Raw genomic sequence first — 17,748 nt, forward strand, 5'->3', positions numbered from 1 at the left:
GGGTAGGGGCCGCCCATGAGCGACGACCTGACGATCGAGATCGACAGCGAGACCTACGTGGTCCGGCACGGCGGTGAGGCACTGCAGATCGGCCGCCGCAACGGCGACGACGTGGCCTGGCTCGACGACGTCGACCCCGCGCTGCTGCCCGAGGACGCCCGCGCCGCGCTGGCCGAGGGGGACACCGGCAACGAGGCGCTGCGCACCGCGATCGGCGGGATCGTGCAGGCCGAGGTCGAGCGCGGCGGCTGACCCGCGGCGGGGACGGCCGCCCGGGTGCTCCGCGGCGGCCGTCCCCCTCCTCAGCGGTACACGTAGGGAGCCAGCGCCGGCTCCTCCGGGACGTCGGGCGCGTTGCCGTCCGAGTTCGTGGCGTAGGCGAGGAACCCGGCGTAGGTGGGCCCGAAGGTGAGCGGGTCGACGCCCGGCTGGAACGGCTGCAGGCAGGTGCCGAGCGGGATGCGCGAGCGCACCGCGGGCCCGTCGTGGGTGAGCGCGTCGAGGGCGATCGCGTAGCCGACCGGGTCGTGGCTGCCGATGGCGAAGTGGTCGGCCGCGTTGGCCGGGCAGACCTCCTGGGTGGCGATGTTGCTGATCGCGCCGTCGCCGGTGCGCAGCGCGGAGCTCGCGATGCCCGGGGTGTTGGGGACGACGACCTCGTCGAGCGCCGTGTAGGCCACCGTGTAGTCGACGCCGGCGAAGGTCTCCGCGCCGCTGTTGAGCGCGGCGAGGAACGCCGAGCCCGCGGCCTGCTGGTGGAAGGCCGGGTTGCAGTCGCCGCAGGTCACCTGCGACAGCGCGGTGCCGTGGTTGGACGGCGAGAGGCCGACGAGGTCGTCGACGAGCGCGCGGGTGTCGGGCCAGAAGCGCAGCGCCCAGCGCGGCACCATCCCGCCCTGGCTCCAGCCGACGACGTCGACGTCGCGGCGTGACTGCTGCGCCATCGAGCGGACCGCGTGCACGACGTACTCGCCGGCCACCTGGATGTCGCCGGTGGCGTCGAAGGGCAGCGTCACGGTGCACCACCGCAGACCGCGCTGGTCGAAGGCGCGGGCGTAGTTCCAGTCGAAGCCCACGTGCGGGTCCATCGTGGTGCCGGGCACCAGCAGGACCGGGTCCTGCGCGACGCCGCGCAGCGGGCCGTTGCAGTCGAGGCTCGCGTCGAGGGCGTCGCGCGGCACCGACAGACGAGGCCCGGGCCGGTCGAGCGGGGCGAACGCGCCGGTGTCGGCGGTCGCGGACGCCGGGGCGGCGCCGGCGGTGCCGCTCCCGAACAGGACGGCGGCGGTGGCGCCGGTGAGGGCCGCGGTGAGGGCGGCCAGCAGTCGGGACCTCGTCATCGCGGGTCGCGTCTCCTCGCGGTCGGGCGCCCGCGTCGTCGCGGGCGCTCGTGCAACACAACGACCGACTGTGCCTGGGGATGTGCTCCGCGCCACCCGGGCTAGGTTCCCCGGCGTGACCGCCCCGGTGGAGGACGCGACCCTGCGCGGCGAGGACTGGTGGGGCGAGGACCTCTCCGGCCGGTCGTTCGTGCGCTGCACGCTGCTCGGCGTCGACCTGTCGGAGACGACGTCGGTGGGCGCCACGTTCGAGGACTGCGCGTTCACCGACTGCCGGCTGTCGGCCGGGCGGCACGAGGCCTCGGCGTTCCGCGGCTGCCGGTTCACCGCGTGCTCGTTCACCACCGCCGAGTTCACCGACTGTGCGGTTCTGGGCAGCGTCTTCTCGTCCTGCTCGCTGCGCCCGCTGCGGGTGAGCGGCGGCGACTGGTCGTTCGTGTCGCTGGTCGACGCCGACCTGCGGGGCACTCAGTTCGCCGGTGTGCGGCTGCGCGAGGCCGACCTGCGCGGGGCCGACCTCACCGGCGCCACGGTGACGGACTGCGACCTGTCGGCCGCCGCCCTCGACGGCAGCCGCTGGTCGGGTGCCGACCTGCGCGGCAGCGACCTGGCCGCCTTCGACCCGCGGGAGGTGCCCCTCGACGGCGCCCGGATCCGCGCCGAGCAGGCGGTCGTGCTGGCGCAGGCGCTCGGCCTCCGCATCGGTTGAACCGGCCCCGACCAGGGACCTCCGACCCTCCGGGAGCACCCGCGGCCGCCCTAGCGTGGCGGCACAGGCGCACCCCCGGGAGTCGTCATGACCGCACCCGTCGACCATCCGCCCACCGAGCAGCCGGCCGAGCAGGCCCCGTCGCCCAGCCCTGCGGAGAAGCCCGGCATCGAGGACCGCAGCTGGCTGCTGTTCGCCGCCGTCGTCCTCTTCATCGCGCTCGCCTTCATCGGCATGGTCGTGCTGACCGCCCTCGGCGGCGGCACCACCTACGTGCGCTGAGCCGCCTCCGGCGAGCCGGGTCCCGACGGCACCCACGGGCCGCCGGGCGGCCCTACCCTGCCGCGCGTGAGCGACCGCACCCCGCCCGGCGACCCCTCCGGCCGGCCGCTGCCGCCGCGTCTCGACCCGCGCGCGGGCCGGTCCGCCCGGCACGCGGCGCCGCCGGCCTCCGCGGCGGCTCAGCCACGGGTCCGCTCGCACCGCGGGGTCGTCGTCGCCCGGGTGGTGGCCGCGCTGCTGTCCGTGGTGCTGCTCGCCGGCAGCGGGTGGGGCTGGTACCTCGGCCAGGTGGCCGAGGCCGGGGTCAACCGCACCGACGCCATCCCCGACGACGGCAACGCCGACTCCGGGGACGCGCCGGAGGCGATGAACCTGCTGCTGGTGGGCAACGACAGCCGCGCGGACCTCACGCCCGAGCAGCTCGCCGAGCTCAGCGCCGGCGTGGACTCCGGCGTCAACACCGACACGATGATCCTGGTGCACCTGCCGGCCGACGGGTCGAGTGCGTCGTTCGTCTCCTTCCCCCGTGACTCCTACGTCGAGATCCCCGGCTACGGCATGGACAAGCTCAACGCGGCCTACGCCTACGGGTACTCGGAGGTCGACGAGTCGGCACCGCTGACCGAGCGGCAGGCCGGCGGCGCGCAGCTGCTCATCCAGACGATCAACGAGCTCAGCGGCCTGCGCATCGACCACTACGCCGAGGTGGACCTGCTCGGCTTCTTCGAGCTGACCAGCGTGATCGGCGGCGTCGAGGTGAACCTCTGCTACGCCGTCGACGACTCGCAGTACTCCGGCGCGGTGTTCCCGGCCGGCGAGCAGACGATCTCCGGTGTCGACGCGCTGCGGTTCGTCCGGCAGCGGCACGGGGTGCGGCCCGACGGCACCGACGCGCTCCCCCGCGGCGACCTCGACCGGATCGTGCGCCAGCAGGTGTTCCTCAGCGGGGTGCTGCGCAAGCTCCTGTCGCAGGACGTGCTGCTCGACCTCGGCACGCAGCGCCGGCTGGTGCAGGCGGCGTCGGAGTCGCTGACCGTTGACCAGGACCTCGACCTGCTCGACCTCGCCGCGCAGATGCAGGGGGTGACGGCGGGCAGCATCGACTTCCAGACCGTGCCGATCGAGAACCCGGACGCCCGGGACGAGAACGGCAGCTCGATCGTGGCGCTCGCCGACGACGCGACGCTGCACGCGTTCTTCGCGAACCTGTCAGCCGAGCCGGAGGCGCCCGCGTCCGACGCCCCGGCGCCGGACCCGGTGGAGCCATCGGAGGTGTCGGTGGCGGTCTACAACGGCTCGGGCATCGGCGGGGTGGCCGCGTCGGCCACCGCGGCGCTCGAGGCGGCGGGCTTCCCCGTCGTCTCCACCGGCAACGCCGACTCCAGCGACTACGACCGCACGGTGATCCGGCACGCCGCCGGCGACGAGGCGCTCGCCGCCACCCTCGCCGCGCAGGTGCCGGGGGCGGTGACGGAGGTGGCCGACGACGCGACCGCGGGCACCGTGCAGCTCATCCTGGGCGCGGACTTCACCGCGATCGGTCAGCCCACGGAGCCGACGACGTCCGCGCCCGCGGAGGACGCCGGGCCCGCCCGCACCGCCGACGACACGAGCTGCATCAACTGACCGCGGTCAGTCCAGCTGCCAGCCGACCAGCGCCTCCGCGAAGGGCGTGAAGAACCAGGCCGCCGTCGCGACGCACCCCAGGACGACGACGGCGTGGGCAGCCGTGACGGTCCAGGCCCGGCGAGTGCCCGCCCACACCGACGCGAAGCCGGAGGCGAAGGCCACGCACACGAGCGTGGCCGGCGCGAACGCCATCGACAGCACGCCGAACAGGTGCAGCCAGCCGCCGACGTACGGGACCGTGGCCGGCCACAGGTCCTTGGGATCGTGGTAGCCGACCGCGACGTCAGCGAGCGGGAAGCGGTCGAGACCGTTGACGAAGTACGGCAGCACGACGAGCGCCGCGTAGACGACCACCCCGGCCAGGGCGACGACGCCCAGCGACACCGCCCCGCGCACCGTGGTCACGGACCCTCCCCGTCGTCGGTCGGGCGTCAGTGTGGGGCAGGGCGGGTCCCGCCGTCAGCGGTCGACGTAGCGGTCGGTCTCGACGACGAACTGCCCGGTCGCTGTGTTGGCGTCGATCCACTCCGGCAGCAGCGGGATCCGCACGGTCACCGTGGCGCAGACGGAGAACTCCTCGCCCGGCGTCAGAGTCGGCGTCCACCCGCCCGCCGAGGCGCAGTCCGCACCGGCGGGCGCGAAGGACAGCCGCACGTCGGTGGCCTCCACCGACTGGTCGGCCACCGCCAGCTGCGCCGCCCGCTCCGCCCGGGCCAGCCCGGAGCCGAGATCCGGCGCGGTGGCCAGCGCCCGACCGGCCTCCCGCGCGGCCGCCGTCGCGGCGAACACCCCGCGCTGGACCGCCGAGAACCCGGCCAGCACGTAGACCAGCGGCACGAACACCACCAGCGCGACGAAGACGAACTCCACCAGCGCCGACCCGCGCTCGCCCTCGACCTGCCCGAGCCGGGCGCGCAGCCACCTCACGGCGCCTCCTCCACCGCCCGGCCGGTGACGTCCAGCGGCAGCAGGTCACCGAGCCCGGCCAGCAGCGTCGGCACCGCGCCGCGGCAGCGCACGGTCACCAGCACCAGTCCGGTGGCGTCGACCTCCTCCGCCGCGGTGCACACCAGCCCCTCTGCGGTGCCGGCCGACGTCGCCCGGGCCACCGCCTCCAGCGTCCGGCCGGTGGCGGCCGACGCCGCCACGTCGGCGTTCGCCCCGTACCGGGCGCCGTCCTGCGCGCTCGCGGTCACCACGTTGCGCACGTGCACGTAGACCGCCACCTGCAGCACCGCGAGCAGCAGCACGACGACGAGGACCGACACCAGCACGAAGTCGACGACGGCGCTCCCGCGCTCGGCGTCAGGTGAGGTGATGGAACGGCCCCGTCCCGGGGCCCGCCGCGAGCGAAGCGAGGGGTGGGGAGGACGGGGTCCTTCGTCAGCCACCGGCCGTGACGGAGGCCAGCGCGTTCTGCACCGCCGCCACGATCGCCTCGCGGAACGGCACGAGGATGGCCAGCACGAGCGCCGCCGTCATCACCGTGATCATCACCCAGCCGGGGACGTCGCCCCGCTCGGGATCACCGCCGCTGCGCAGCCGTGCGGCCAGGGCCGCCGTGAGCGCGAGAAGCCAGGCCAGGGCCCGCATCCGTCGTCCTCCTCCGTTGATACCGGCGCTCAGCGCGCCAGCGAGACGATGCTGATCAGCCCCGGGAACAGGGCGAACAGGACGGTGACCGGCAGCACCAGGAAGACGACCGGCACCATCATGGCGATCTCCTTGCGACCGCCGGCCTCCAGCAGCCGGCGCTTGCCGGCCTCCCGGACGTCGGCGGCCTGGGCGCGCAACACCTCCGCGAGCGGGGTGCCGCGCTCGATGGCCACGAGCAGGCCGTCGACGAAGCGCGCCAGGGCGTCGACCGACGTCCGGTCGGCCACCTCCTGCAGCGCCTGCACCAGCGGGACGCCGGCCCGCGCCCGGCCGAGCGCCCCGCCGAGCTCGCGGGCCAGCTCGCCGCCCGACAGCCGGGTGACCCGGGCGATGGCCGCCGTCGGGCTCTCCCCCGCGGTCACCGCGAGCGCCAGCAGCTCGGCCACGACGGGGAACTCCGCGAGCAGCAGCTCCTCGCGCCGGCGCACCTGCTGGGTGAGCCACCAGTCGCGTCCCAGCACCCCGCCGAGCAGCCCGGCCAGGCAGAGCAGCGCCACCGACAGCACGTTGACGCTCCCAACCACCAGCGCGCCGGTCCCCGCGAGCAGGGCCGCGCCGAGCAGGCCGATCCCGCCCCACACCACCTGCTCGACGCGCAGGTCCTCCACGGTCTGCTCGGCGCCCAGCGCGGCCAGACGACGGCGCACCGCGGACCGGCCGCCGAGCACGCGGTCGACGAACCGGGCGCCGTCGGCCACCAGCGGGCCGAACACCCGGCGGACGGCGACGAGCAGCCCCGGCTCGGTTGCCGTCCCGAGCAGCCGCGACGGCGGCGGGGCGTCGTGCACGTAGGGCGCGAGCCGGTCGACCAGCCGCACCGCGCGGAACGGCGGCGCGAAGGTGACGGCCAGCAGCAGCCCGACGGCGGCCGCGAGCCCGAGGAGCATCCCGGTCAGCGACGCGCTCACTGGAGCACCCGCACGTCCTGCGGCAGCCGCCCGATCCGCAGCATCAGCCGGTAGGCGACCAGGCAGACCGCCCCACCGCCGATGAGCAGCGCCGTCCCCGCCGGGCTGTCGTAGGCGGCCAGCGTCGTCGACTGGGTGGCGAGCAGCAGCAGGACCACCCACGGTGCCCCGACCGCCAGCCGCGCGGCCTGCACCACCCAGCCCTGCCGGGTCTCGAGCTCCGCGCGGGCGCGGGCGTCCTCGCGCAGGAAGGTAGCCAGCGTCCGCAGCACCCGGCCGAGGTCGGAGCCGCCCACCTCGCGGGCCACCCGCAGCGTCTCGACGATGCGGTCGCCCACCGGGTCCGCGAGGTCGGCCTTGAGCCGGTCGAGGCCGTCACCGAACCGGCCGCTCGAGCGGTGGTCGGCGGCGAACCGCGCGAACGGCGGGCGCAGCACCTCGGGCCCGCGGACGGCGAGCGCCGACAGCGCCTCCGGCAGCGAGAGCCCGGCGCGCACGGCGGACGCCAGGTTGTCGACCACCTCCGGCCACACCTCGCGCAGGTCGGCGCGGCGGCGGGCGGCCAGCCGGCGCACCTGCACGTGCGGGAGTGCGGCCGCGAACACCCCGAAGGCGACACTGACGCTGACCGTCCCGGTGGTCAGCAGCACGACGACGGTGGCCAGGACCGCGAGCAGGACCTGCAGCGCGACCAGCTGCGCCGGGTTGATCCCGGTCAGCCCGGCCTCGGCCAGCAGGCGGGCCCGCCGTCCGGGCGGGCGCGGCGTCGCCGGCCGCTGCGGCGCCCGCGGCCCGCTGCGCCAGACGAGCAGCAGCCCGACGCCGAGCAGCAGGCCGAGGAGCGCGCCGGTCACCGGCGGGCCTCCAGCAGCGCGGGCAGGTCGAACCCGGCGGCGGCGAAGCGCTCCGCGTGCGGCGGGAAGCCCTCGGCGCGCACCAGCCGGCCCTCTCGGGTGGTGAAGACGTCGGCCAGCTCGACGACGCCGTCCTCGGCCCGCCCCGGCACCGCGACGACCTCGCGCACCCGCCGCTGACCCGACGCCTCGGTGGCCACGTGCACCACCAGGTCGACGCTGGCGGCCACCGTGGGGACGACGAACGCGTGGCCGATGTTGTCGCCGGCCAGCAGGGGCAGCGTGCACATCTTCACCACCGCCTCGCGGGCGCTGTTGGCGTGCAGCGTGCACATGCCGGGCAGCCCCGAGTTGAGCGCGATGAGGAGGTCGAGGCACTCCTCCTGCCGCACCTCGCCGACGACGATCCGCGAGGGCCGCATCCGCAGCGCCTCCTTGACCAGCCGGCGCAGCGGGATCTCCCCGGCGCCCTCGAGGTTGGGCTGGCGCGTCTGCATGGCGACGACGTCGGGCAGCGGCACGCGGAGTTCGAACACCTCCTCGCAGGTGATCACTCGCTCGCGGGCCGGGACCGCGGCGACCAGGCAGTTGAGCAGCGTCGTCTTGCCTGCCTGCGTGCCGCCGGAGACCAGCACGTTGAGGCCCGAGGCGACGGCGGCCTCGAGGAACCGGGCGGCCTGGACGGTCAGCGTGCCGGTGGCCACCAGCTCGTCCAGCGAGTGCGCCTGCAGCACGAACTTGCGGATGTTGACCGCCATGTGGCGCCGGGTGATGTCCGGGATCACCACGTGCAGCCGCGAGCCGTCGGGGAGCATCGCGTCGACGAACGGCTGACTCATGTCGATGCGCCGGCCCGAGGTGCGCAGCATCCGCTCGACCAGGTCGGCCAGCTCGCCGGCGCCCAGGATCGTCGTCGTCAGCTCCGACCGGCCGCGGCGGGCGACGAACACCCGGCCCGGCTCGTTGACCCAGATCTCCTCGACCTCGGGGTCGTCGAGCCAGCGCTGCAGCGGCCCGTAGCCGGCCACCCGGTCCAGCACGTCGCGCACCACCGAGTCGGCGTCGCCGATCGGCGGCAGCGCCGAGGTCAGCGACCGCTCGGAGTAGTCGGCCACCACGTCGCGCACCAGCACCCGCACCGGCCCGGGGTCGGTGAACGGGTCGAGGCCGCGGCGGCGGATCAGCTCGCGCACCTCGCCGTCGACGACGTCGAGCGCGCTCGTCGCAGTCGGCACACACACCCCCGTTCCCCGGTCCGCCCCCGTGCGGACGCCGGGACCATAGGGAGACGCCACCGTTCCGCGGCAGGTCGCTCAGCCGATCTGTGGACAGCGGGTACGCACGGTCGGCGCCGATCCACCCGCCCGGGTGACCACCGAGAGGGCGACGCGCTTCGGGCCGGTCAGGCCGGGCGCACCGGCTCGCCCACCCGCGAGCGCGGCGCCGGCACCTGCGGCCGGCGCACCGCCGCCTGCTCCAGCAGCAGCGCCTCGGCGTCGGTGCGCTCCAGCGGCTTGGCGAACAGGTAGCCCTGCGCGGTGTCGCAGCAGCCCTCGGCCAGCAGCCGGGCCTGGTGCTCGTGCTCCACTCCCTCGGCCAGCACCTCCAGGCCCAGCGTGCGGCCCAGGTCGATGGTGCCGCGCACGATCGCCGGCAGCGGCTCGCCCTCGGCGATGCCGCTGACGAACGAGCGGTCGATCTTGAGCACGTCCACGGTGAACTGCCGCAGGTGCGCCAGCGACGAGTAGCCGGTGCCGAAGTCGTCCAGCGCCAGCCGCACGCCCAGCGCCCGCAGCGCCGCCAGGCACGCCGCCGCCCGCTCCGGGTCGCCGACCAGGGCCGTCTCGGTCACCTCGAGCACCAGGCACCGCGCGGGCAGGCCGCTCTCTGCCAGGGCCGCGGCGATCGAGGCGACCAGGTCCGGCGAGCCCAGCTGGGTGGCCGACACGTTGACCGCCATCGAGAACTCCCCGGCACGGGGGTGGTCACGCAGCCAGGCCGCGGCCGTCGCGCACGCCTCGCCCAGCACCCACGCGCCGATCGGGCCCATGAGACCGGCCGCCTCGGCCACCGGCACGAACCGGTCGGGGCCGACCGGGCCCAGCCGCGGGCTGTCCCAGCGCAGCAGGGCCTCGAAGCCGGTCACCCGGCGGTCGCCCAGGCCGACGACGGGCTGGTAGACCAGCCGGAACTCGCCGCCGTCCAGGGCGCCGCGCAGCTCCTGCTCCAGCTCCCGCGCCTCGCGGGCCTGCGCCCGCATGCACGGCGTGAAGGTCTTCATCCGGTCGCGGCCGTCGAGCTTGGCCGCGTACAGCGCGAGGTCGGCGTCGCCGATGAGCGACTCGGCGCCCACGTCGCCGCGGCCCACGGCCACGCCGACGCTGGCGGTCACCGTCACGGACGTACCGGCGAGGGTCATCGGGGCGGCGAGCACCTCGCGCACCCGGGTCGCGGTCGCCACGGCCTCGTCGTCGCCGGTCTGCTCCACGAGCACGGCGAACTCGTCGCCGCCGATGCGGGCCACGGTGTCGTCGGCGCGCACCGCGGCGCGCAGCCGGGCCGCCACCTCGCGCAGCAGCGCGTCGCCGGCGGCGTGGCCGAGGCCGTCGTTGACCGCCTTGAAGCCGTCGACGTCGACCGAGACGACCGCGGCCGAGCCCCCGCCGCGCACCGTGCGCCGCAGCGCTTGGCCGACGCGGTCGGCGAACAGCGTGCGGTTGGCCAGGCCGGTGAGTCCGTCGTGCAGCACGGAGTGGGCCAGGGCGTCCTCGGCGCGACGGCGGCCGGTCACGTCGGTGACGTGCACGACGACGCCGCCGACGTCGGGGTCGCCGGAGAGGTCGGTGAGCCGGACGCTGATCCAGCGCTCCTCGCCGCGGTGGCGCACGGGGATCTCCGCGTCGACCGTGGCGCCCTCGGCGACCAGGGCCTGCGAGAACAGGTCGGCGGCCACCCGCGGGTCCACGCCGGCCAGCCGGACGGCGTCGGCCGTGCTCTCCAGCCCGGCAGTCGAGGTGCCCAGGACCTTCGCCAGCGACGCGGCGTCGCTGAGCAGCCGGCCGTCGCGGGCGACGACCAGGACGGCGTCGGAGGAGTGCGCGGTCAACTTGGCGGCGTACCGCTCGCGCGACCGGACGAGCTCCCGGGCGGTGGCCTCGCCGCGCAGGATGATCGAGCAGCGCACGAACAGCAGCACCGTGAGCACGGCCGTGGTGACGAACACCGCGTGCGACGTCCCCTCGCCGCCCGCGGCGTGCCGGAGCACCTCCACCGTCGACGGCACCAGGAGAGCGCCCAGGGCGACGGCGAGCCGGGTGAGACCCGACCGCCGGCGCTCGGCGAGCGAGCCGTCCGGGGTGCCGGTCTGCGGCCAGGCGGCGACGGCGAGCAGGACGCTGCCCAGGAGCCAGCCGGCGTCCAGGTACGAGCCGAAGGAGTCGGCGTCGGCGTCGAGCAGGTAGGCCATGTCGGACACGAGCCAGCAGGCGCAGGCGGCGGCCACGGCCAGGGAGGCCCACTCACCCTGCCGGCGGGAGAGCAGCAGCCGGACGACGAGACCGATCAGCGCGGCGTCCATCGCCGGGTAGGACGCGAACACCACCCGGGACAACGGGTCGAGCGAACCGTCGTGGATGGTCGCGGCGATCGACACCTCCCAGACCACCAGCAGTGCGGCGACGAGGACGACGAGGGCGTCGAGCCAGCCGGCGAGGCGCTGGTCGCGGATGTGGGTGGCGCGGCGCGCGAGCAGCGCCAGTCCGGTGCCCAGCGCGACGTAACTGGCGAGGTAGACGGCGTCGGCGGGGCCGACGTCCGCGCTGTCGCCGGCGACGGCGACCTGCACCTCCCAGAGCACGTCGGCGGCGGCGGAGAGGGTGACGCCCGTGGCGATGCAGACGGCGGCGGGGCGGCGGGTGCCCTGCGCGACCCCGATCCAGGCGGCGACGACGCTCAGCCCGACGACCGTGAAGTAGAGCGCGGTGCCGGTCGACGTGCCGGAGTGCGCCGCCTGCGCCCAGAGCAGCAGGGCGACCACGACGGCGGCGGCGCCGACGGCCCCGCGGCGCAGGAGCGCCGGAGGGACCGTCGGGCCGGGGCGGACGCTGATCGTGCTCACGGGGGCTGCATCGGCCCGGAACGGAACTGTCTGGAACGGATGTCCCCCGCCTTCCCCCGAGGGGGTGAGCCGGGGTCAGCCGCCCTGCCGCAGCACCGCCTGCACCAGGTGCGGGCCGGGCTCGCGCAGCGCCGTGCGCAGCTGGCCGGCCAGCTCGTCGGTCGTCTCCGCGCGGGTGGCGGGAACGCCCATGCCGGTGGCCAGCGCGACGAAGTCCAGCGCCGGGCCGCCCAGGTCGAGCAGCTGCCCGGCCCGCTCCCCGCCGCCGGTGGCGCCCACCCGCGACAGCTCGCCCTGCAGGATCGCGTAGGACGCGTTGTCGTAGAGCAGCACCGTGACGTCGAGCTGCTCGCGGGCCATCGTCCAGAGCGCCTGCAGCGTGTACATGGCGCTGCCGTCGGCCTGCAGCACGAGCACCGGCCGGTCGGGACAGGCCACGGCCGCACCGACGGCCATGGGCAGCCCGTCGCCGATCGCCCCGCCGGTCAGCGCCAGCCAGTCGTGCCGCGGCGCCCCGGAGGTGAGCTCGGCGATGCCGATGCCCGAGGTGATCGCCTCGTCCACGACGATCGCCCGCTCCGGCAGCACCGCGCCGACCACCGCGGAGACCCCCCGCGGCGTGAGCCGGCCCTCGGGCACCTCCGGGCGGGAGGCCTCCAGCAGCGCCGGCTCGGCGTCGCCGGCCACCTGCGCGGCGAGCTCCTCGAGCGCGGCGACGCCGTCCTCCCCCGGGGCCGACAGCACGTGCACCGAGCAGTCGTCGGGCACCGGGGTGGGCGGCACGCCCGGGTAGGCGAAGAAGTGCACCGGCGACGTCGCTCCCGCCAGCACCAGGTGCCGGGTACCGGCCAGCGCCTTGATCGCCACCTCCGGCGGGTAGGGCAGCTTGCCGATGTCCGGGAGACCGGCACCACGCAGCATGCGCGGGGGGAAGGTCTCGGCCATCAGCCGCGCACCGGTGCCCGCGGCCACCCGCGCGGCGGCCAGCAGCCCGGCCTCACTCGCGACGACGTCGCTGCCGACGAACAGCACGGTCGGCTCGCCGGCGCCCACCACCCCGGCCACCTCGCCGACGACCGACGCGGCGACCCGCGGGCGCGGGCGGGCGGGCACGGGGACGGCGACCTCGGCGCCCTCGGACCACGACACGTCGGCGGGCAGCACCAGCGTGGCGATCTGCCCGCGGGCGGCCGCGGCGACGGCGTCCGCGGCGTCGGCGGCGAGGTCGGCCGGCGACAGCGAGCGCCGCACCCAGCCGGACACCGTGCCGGCGAGGGAGTCGATGTCGCTCTCCAGCGGCGCGTCCAGGCGCTTGTGCGAGGTGCCGTGGTCGCCGACGACGTTGACCATCGGCGTCCGGCCGCGGCGGGCGTTGTGCAGGTTGGCCAGCCCGTTGCCCATGCCGGGGCCGAGGTGCAGCAGCGTGGCGGCCGGGCGGCCGGTCATCCGCGCCCAGCCGTCGGCCGCGCCGGTGGCCACCCCCTCGAACAGGGTGAGGACGCCGCGCATCTGCGGGACGTCGTCGAGGGCGGCGACGAAGTGCATCTCCGACGTGCCGGGGTTGGCGAAGCAGACGTCGACCCCGGCGTCGACGAGCGTGCGGATCAGTGCCTGGGCGCCGTTCACCGGGAGACGTGGACCTCGGTGACCTCGAAGTGGGTCATCGTGGCGCCGCCGCTGGCGAACTTCGGCACGTCCTTCGCCGTCGCCTTCCCCTCGTCGGAGGCGAAGGCGGCGCCCATGGCCTGCTCGGAGTCGAAGTCGAGCTCAGCCACGAGGTAGGGCGCGGGCTGCGACGGGTCCATCGACGTCGGCTTGCCGGTGGTCAGCCGCACCAGGCCCGGCATCTGCACCGCGAGCGGGGTGTGGGTGTCCCGGTAGTAGGCGTCGAACGCCGCCGGGTCCTCCGGCTGCCCGTAGCTGACGACGAGCCTGTGCACCATCTGCGCCACCTCCGCGGTCGGCCCGGAGCACCGCTGCCCCGGGACTCCCCCACCCTGGCAGGGACGGGCGGCTCGGCGCGACCTCAGAAGGTGATCACCAGGCGGCCGCGCACGCCGCCGCGGGCGAGCGCCTCGTGGGCCTCGGGCGCCTCCTCCGGGGCGAAGGTGCGCGCCACGCGGAGGGTGAGCGCGCCGGACTCCACCTGCTCGCGCAGCCGGTCCAGCGCGGCGCCGTTCTCGGCGTAGTCGCGCACCCGCGTCGGGAACACCTCCACCCGGCCCGACCCGTCGCCGCGGTAGCCGCGGACGGTGGTCACCTTCCCGCCGTCGCGGACCGCGGGCAGCACGGCGGCGTCCTGCACCGACCCGTCGGCCAGGCCGTCGACGCCGTCGGGGAACTCCGCCCGGATCCGCTGCGCGACGTCGTCCCCGCGGCGGACGACGACGTCGGCCCCGAGGTCGCGCACGAGCTGCTCGTCGGCCTCGGAGGCGTCGGCGACGACGGTGTGCCCGTCGGCCTTCGCCAGCTGGACGACGTAGCCGCCGAACGCGCCCGCCGCGCCGGTCACCGCCACCACCGACCCCGGTGGCAGCGCCATGTGGTCGAGGGCCAGCCGCGCGGTCAGGGCGTTCATGGGCAGGGTGCAGGCGGCGACGGCGTCGGCCCCGGCCGGCACGCGCGCCACCGAGCCCTGCGGCAGGACGAGGTCCTCGCGGTAGCCGCCGTGCGCGCCGGTGGGCACGACGATCGCCATCACGGCGTCGCCCACGGCCACCCGGTCGACGCCGTCGCCGACCTCCACCACCTCGCCGGCGGCGTCCATGCCCGGCACCCACGGCGGCGTCTTGACCGGGTCGCGGCCGGCGTACGCACCCTCGCGCAGGTGGGTGTCGGTGGGGCTGACCGCGGTGGCCAGCACGCGCAGCCGCACCTGCCCGGGGCCGAGCGGCTCGTCCGGGACGTCGACGACGGCGAGGGCGCGGGGCCCTCCGAACTCGGTCACCCCGACAGCCCGCATGACCGCGAACCTACGACCGGCCGGAGCCCCGCGCCGACCGCGGGAGGTCGTGACGTCACGGTGGTTGCGCGTGACGTCACAATGGTGTCAGGATGACGTCATGGACCTCACGCCGTTCGTCGAGCAGCTCCGCCGGGAGCTCGCGCTGGCCGCCGCACCGGGGGGCGAGGAGGCGCAGGCCCTCGCCGAGCGCCTCGCCGCGCCGCTCGAGTCATCGGTCCGGCTCGCTCTGCTCAGCGCCCTGTCGGTGGCGGCCGAGGAGGTCACCGCCCAGCTCGCCCCCGGCTCGGTCGACGTGCGGCTGCGCGGCAGCGACATCGGCTTCGCCGTCACCCCTCCCCCGGCGCCCGAGCCGCACGAGCCGGCCGCGGCGGCGGAGCCCGCGCCCGAGGTGGAGGAGGGCGAGACCGTCCGCATCACCCTGCGCCTGCCCGAGCAGCTCAAGGGCCGCGTCGACGAGGCGGCCGCCCGGCTCGGCGTCTCGGTGAACACCTGGCTCGTCCGGGCCGTCGCGAACGCGGTCGAGCCCGCCCCGCGCCCCTCCCCCGACCCCCGGCGCGGCCGCCGCTCCGCCGGCTCGCAGTTCACCGGCTGGGCCCGCTAGCACCGCCCGGCGCACCACCGCACCACCCCACAGCGCACCGCCCGCACAGCACAGCGCACCGCGACCCCGGCCGACCGGTCCGGGGGCGATCTCCCCTGCCCCGAGGAGGGCGCAGCCATGCCCACGTTCGACACCCCCGGACCGATCTCGGCCCGCATCGACGTCGTGTACGGCGCCGTGCACGTCCGCGCCGACGACCGGCACGACACCACCGTCACCGTCCGGCCGCAGAACGCGGCCAGCTCCGCCGATGTCGCCGCCGCCGAGGCCACCCAGGTCACCTTCCGCGACGGCGAGCTGCTGGTGCGGTCGGCCTCCCGGCCCCGCCTGCTGTTCTTCGGCTCGGGCCCGGAGGTCGAGGTCGACGTCGTCCTGCCCGCCGGCTCCTCGCTCGACGTCCGGGTGACCGCCGGCGACGTCACCTGCACCGGCCGGCTCGGCACCGCCGACCTCGAGTGCAAGCACGGCAGCGTCCGGCTCGACCGGGCCGGCCGCCTGCGCGCCCGCAGCTCCAGCGGCACCATCACCGCGGGCGCCGTCGACGGCGAGGTCGAGGCGACCACCTCCTACGGCGACGTCCGCGTCGGCGAGACCGGCGGCCCGGCCCGGCTCGAGACCGGCTACGGCGACGTCACCGTCGACCGCGCCCTCGGGTCGCTCACCGGGAGCACCAAGTACGGCCAGGTGCGCGTCGGCCAGGCCGTGCGCGGCTCCCTGGTGCTCGAGACCGCCTACGGCGAGATCGAGGCCGGGATCCCGGAGGGGACCGCGGCCTGGCTCGACGTCTCCTCCGACGCCGGCCGCGTCCGCAACCTGCTCACCGAGACCGAGGGACCCGAGGGCGCCGGCGAGACCGTCGAGATCCACGCCCGCACGTCCTACGGCGACGTCCTCGTCCGCCGGGCCTGAGGGGAGGACGACGTGACCGACGCGATCTCCGTCCGCGGGCTGCGCAAGTCCTTCGGCCCGAAGGTCGTCCTCGACGGCCTCGACCTCACCGTGCCCGAGGGCACCGTCCACGCCCTGCTCGGCCCCAACGGCGCCGGCAAGACCACCACCGTCGACGTCCTGTCCACGCTCACCCCCGCCGACGGCGGCGAGGTGCGGGTGGCCGGGCACGACCTCGCCCGGGAACCCCACGCGGTGCGGGCCGCGATCGCCCTGACCGGCCAGTTCTCCGCCGTCGACGCCCTGCTCACGGGTGCGGAGAACCTGCGGCTCATGGCCGACCTGCACCACCTCGGCCGGCAGGAGGGCCGCCGGCGGGCCGCCGAGCTCCTCGAGCGGTTCGACCTGGTCGACGCCGCCGGGCAGGTGCCGTCCACCTACTCCGGTGGCATGCGGCGGCGCCTGGACCTCGCCATGGGGCTCATGGGCCGCCCCCGGGTGGTCTTCCTCGACGAGCCGACCACCGGCCTGGACCCGCGCAGCCGCCGGGCCATGTGGGACGCCGTCCGCGGCCTGGTCGCCGACGGCGTCACGATCCTGCTCACCACGCAGTACCTGGAGGAGGCCGACCAGCTCGCCGACCGGATCGGCGTCCTGGACTCCGGCCGGCTGGTGGCCGAGGGCACCGCCGACGAGCTCAAGCGGCTGGTCCCCGGCGGGCACGTGCGCCTGCAGTTCGGCGACGCGGCCACCGTCCGCGCGGCCGCCCGCGTGCTCGGCGTCCCGGCCGCGGACGGCCTGGTGCTCGAGGTGCCCGGCGACGGCGGCGTCGCCGAGCTGCGCGCCCTGCTCGCCCGCCTGGACGACGCCCGCGTGGACGTCGCCGCCCTGACCGTGCACACCCCCGACCTGGACGACGTCTTCCTGGCCCTGACCGGCCGGCCGGCTGCCGAGGAGGTGCCCGCGTGACCGCGCTGGCCCTGACCGTGAACGACTCCGCGACGATGCTGCGGCGCAACCTCGTGCGGGCCCTGCGCTACCCCGGGCTCACCGTCATCGTCGCCGCGATGCCGATCGTCTTCCTGCTGCTGTTCGTCTACGTCTTCGGCGGCACGCTCGGCGCCGGGCTGGGCGGTCCCTCGGGTGGCCGGGCGGAGTACGTCGCCTACGTTGTGCCCGGGATCCTCGTGCTGGCCATCACCGGCGGGGCGCAGGGGACGGCGATCGCGATCGCCATGGACATGACCGAGGGGATCATCGCCCGGTTCCGCACCATGTCGATCGCCCGGGCGGCGGTGCTCACCGGGCACGTCGTCGGGGCGGTGCTGCAGACCCTGGTCGGGCTGGCCGTCGTCGTCGCCGTCGCCCTGCTCGTGGGCTTCCGGCCGGACGCGAACCCGGTGGAGTGGCTGGCGGCAGCCGGCCTGCTGGCGCTCGTCAGCGTCGCGCTGTCCTGGCTGTCGGTCGCCATGGGCCTGTGGACGAAGACGGTCGAGGCGGCCAGCAACGTCCCGATGCCGCTGATGCTGCTGCCCTTCTTCGGCAGCGGCTTCGTGCCGGTCGAGTCGATGCCGGGGGCGCTGCGCTGGTTCGCCGAGAACCAGCCGTTCACCCCGGTGATCGAGACGCTGCGCGGCCTGCTCACCGGCACCGCGATCGGCTCGAGCGGGTGGGTGGCGGTGGCCTGGTGCGCCGGGATCGCGCTGGTCGGCTACCTGTGGGCGGTCCGCAACTACGAGCGGCGTCCCGCCCGCTGAACGCGCGAGCGGCCCGGGACCCCTCACCGGGTCCCGGGCCGC

General features: G+C 75.9%; 20 protein-coding genes. 8 read left to right on the forward strand and 12 right to left on the reverse strand.

The annotated features are described in order from the left end of the window. The first annotated feature begins 15 nt into the window (after window positions 1-15). Window positions 16-252 carry a hypothetical protein gene (locus ACI78R_RS02940; protein WP_457039605.1) on the forward strand — a complete coding sequence of 79 codons (237 nt, stop codon included), beginning with the start codon at window positions 16-18 and terminating at the stop codon, window positions 250-252. Window positions 253-302: 50 nt separating this feature from the next. On the opposite strand, the gene ACI78R_RS02945 is transcribed toward ACI78R_RS02940, so the two are convergent. Then, window positions 303-1,340: an esterase/lipase family protein gene (locus tag ACI78R_RS02945; RefSeq protein WP_457039606.1), complete on the reverse strand. Its 1,038-nt coding sequence runs from the start codon at window positions 1,338-1,340 to the stop codon at window positions 303-305. Between the two features lie 115 nt (window positions 1,341-1,455). Here ACI78R_RS02945 and ACI78R_RS02950 point away from each other — a divergent pair, with 115 nt between their 5' ends. The 3 genes from ACI78R_RS02950 to ACI78R_RS02960 all read left to right on the forward strand — a co-directional run bounded on the left by ACI78R_RS02950 (window position 1,456) and on the right by ACI78R_RS02960 (window position 3,957). Further along, window positions 1,456-2,049 (forward strand): pentapeptide repeat-containing protein, encoded by a 594-nt coding sequence (locus ACI78R_RS02950; protein ID WP_457039607.1) that lies wholly within the window; start codon window positions 1,456-1,458, stop codon window positions 2,047-2,049. Window positions 2,050-2,136: 87 nt separating this feature from the next. Further along, window positions 2,137-2,331 (forward strand): hypothetical protein, encoded by a 195-nt coding sequence (locus ACI78R_RS02955; RefSeq protein ID WP_457039608.1) that lies wholly within the window; start codon window positions 2,137-2,139, stop codon window positions 2,329-2,331. A gap of 66 nt (window positions 2,332-2,397) precedes the next feature. Beyond that, window positions 2,398-3,957, forward strand: a complete 1,560-nt coding sequence (locus tag ACI78R_RS02960; RefSeq protein ID WP_457039609.1) for an LCP family protein — start codon at window positions 2,398-2,400, stop codon at window positions 3,955-3,957. 6 nt (window positions 3,958-3,963) lie between these two features. On the opposite strand, the gene ACI78R_RS02965 is transcribed toward ACI78R_RS02960, so the two are convergent. The 11 genes from ACI78R_RS02965 to ACI78R_RS03015 form a co-directional block, all read right to left on the reverse strand. Next, a complete protein-coding gene (locus ACI78R_RS02965; protein ID WP_457039610.1) occupies window positions 3,964-4,365 on the reverse strand; it encodes a hypothetical protein in 402 nt (133 codons plus the stop codon). A gap of 54 nt (window positions 4,366-4,419) precedes the next feature. Beyond that, entirely contained in the window at window positions 4,420-4,887 is a 468-nt protein-coding gene (locus ACI78R_RS02970) for a hypothetical protein (RefSeq protein ID WP_457039611.1), read from the reverse strand. Next, complete coding sequence (locus tag ACI78R_RS02975; protein ID WP_457039734.1) at window positions 4,884-5,279, reverse strand: TadE/TadG family type IV pilus assembly protein; 396 nt, start codon at window positions 5,277-5,279, stop codon at window positions 4,884-4,886. The genes ACI78R_RS02970 and ACI78R_RS02975 overlap by 4 nt, the downstream gene beginning before the upstream one ends. A 64-nt stretch (window positions 5,280-5,343) precedes the next feature. Beyond that, window positions 5,344-5,553 carry a hypothetical protein gene (locus ACI78R_RS02980; protein ID WP_454553048.1) on the reverse strand — a complete coding sequence of 70 codons (210 nt, stop codon included), beginning with the start codon at window positions 5,551-5,553 and terminating at the stop codon, window positions 5,344-5,346. 29 nt (window positions 5,554-5,582) lie between these two features. Continuing rightward, window positions 5,583-6,524 (reverse strand): type II secretion system F family protein, encoded by a 942-nt coding sequence (locus tag ACI78R_RS02985; protein WP_457039612.1) that lies wholly within the window; start codon window positions 6,522-6,524, stop codon window positions 5,583-5,585. Next, window positions 6,521-7,378, reverse strand: coding sequence for a type II secretion system F family protein (locus ACI78R_RS02990; protein ID WP_457039613.1), 858 nt, complete (start codon window positions 7,376-7,378; stop codon window positions 6,521-6,523). Before ACI78R_RS02990 ends, ACI78R_RS02985 begins: the two co-directional genes overlap by 4 nt. Further along, entirely contained in the window at window positions 7,375-8,613 is a 1,239-nt protein-coding gene (locus tag ACI78R_RS02995) for a CpaF family protein (RefSeq protein WP_457039614.1), read from the reverse strand. The genes ACI78R_RS02990 and ACI78R_RS02995 overlap by 4 nt, the downstream gene beginning before the upstream one ends. A gap of 167 nt (window positions 8,614-8,780) precedes the next feature. Next, window positions 8,781-11,495: a putative bifunctional diguanylate cyclase/phosphodiesterase gene (locus ACI78R_RS03000; protein ID WP_457039615.1), complete on the reverse strand. Its 2,715-nt coding sequence runs from the start codon at window positions 11,493-11,495 to the stop codon at window positions 8,781-8,783. Between the two features lie 75 nt (window positions 11,496-11,570). Beyond that, window positions 11,571-13,121 carry an acetolactate synthase large subunit gene (locus ACI78R_RS03005; protein WP_457039616.1) on the reverse strand — a complete coding sequence of 517 codons (1,551 nt, stop codon included), beginning with the start codon at window positions 13,119-13,121 and terminating at the stop codon, window positions 11,571-11,573. Further along, window positions 13,118-13,438: an EthD family reductase gene (locus ACI78R_RS03010; RefSeq protein ID WP_336029239.1), complete on the reverse strand. Its 321-nt coding sequence runs from the start codon at window positions 13,436-13,438 to the stop codon at window positions 13,118-13,120. Before ACI78R_RS03010 ends, ACI78R_RS03005 begins: the two co-directional genes overlap by 4 nt. Window positions 13,439-13,521: 83 nt before the next feature. Then, window positions 13,522-14,442, reverse strand: a complete 921-nt coding sequence (locus ACI78R_RS03015; protein ID WP_457039617.1) for an NADP-dependent oxidoreductase — start codon at window positions 14,440-14,442, stop codon at window positions 13,522-13,524. A 115-nt stretch (window positions 14,443-14,557) separates the two neighbouring features. Here ACI78R_RS03015 and ACI78R_RS03020 point away from each other — a divergent pair, with 115 nt between their 5' ends. The 4 genes from ACI78R_RS03020 (at window position 14,558) to ACI78R_RS03035 (ending at window position 17,706) form a co-directional block, all read left to right on the forward strand. Next, window positions 14,558-15,061, forward strand: a complete 504-nt coding sequence (locus tag ACI78R_RS03020) for a toxin-antitoxin system HicB family antitoxin (protein ID WP_457039618.1) — start codon at window positions 14,558-14,560, stop codon at window positions 15,059-15,061. 117 nt (window positions 15,062-15,178) lie between these two features. Further along, complete coding sequence (locus tag ACI78R_RS03025) at window positions 15,179-15,970, forward strand: DUF4097 family beta strand repeat-containing protein (protein WP_457039619.1); 792 nt, start codon at window positions 15,179-15,181, stop codon at window positions 15,968-15,970. Window positions 15,971-15,982: 12 nt separating this feature from the next. Continuing rightward, window positions 15,983-16,918, forward strand: coding sequence for an ATP-binding cassette domain-containing protein (locus tag ACI78R_RS03030; protein ID WP_457039620.1), 936 nt, complete (start codon window positions 15,983-15,985; stop codon window positions 16,916-16,918). Next, window positions 16,915-17,706 (forward strand): ABC transporter permease, encoded by a 792-nt coding sequence (locus tag ACI78R_RS03035; protein ID WP_457039621.1) that lies wholly within the window; start codon window positions 16,915-16,917, stop codon window positions 17,704-17,706. The genes ACI78R_RS03030 and ACI78R_RS03035 overlap by 4 nt, the downstream gene beginning before the upstream one ends. Window positions 17,707-17,748: the final 42 nt, after the last annotated feature.

The organism is Geodermatophilus sp. SYSU D01106 (genome assembly GCF_054049995.1).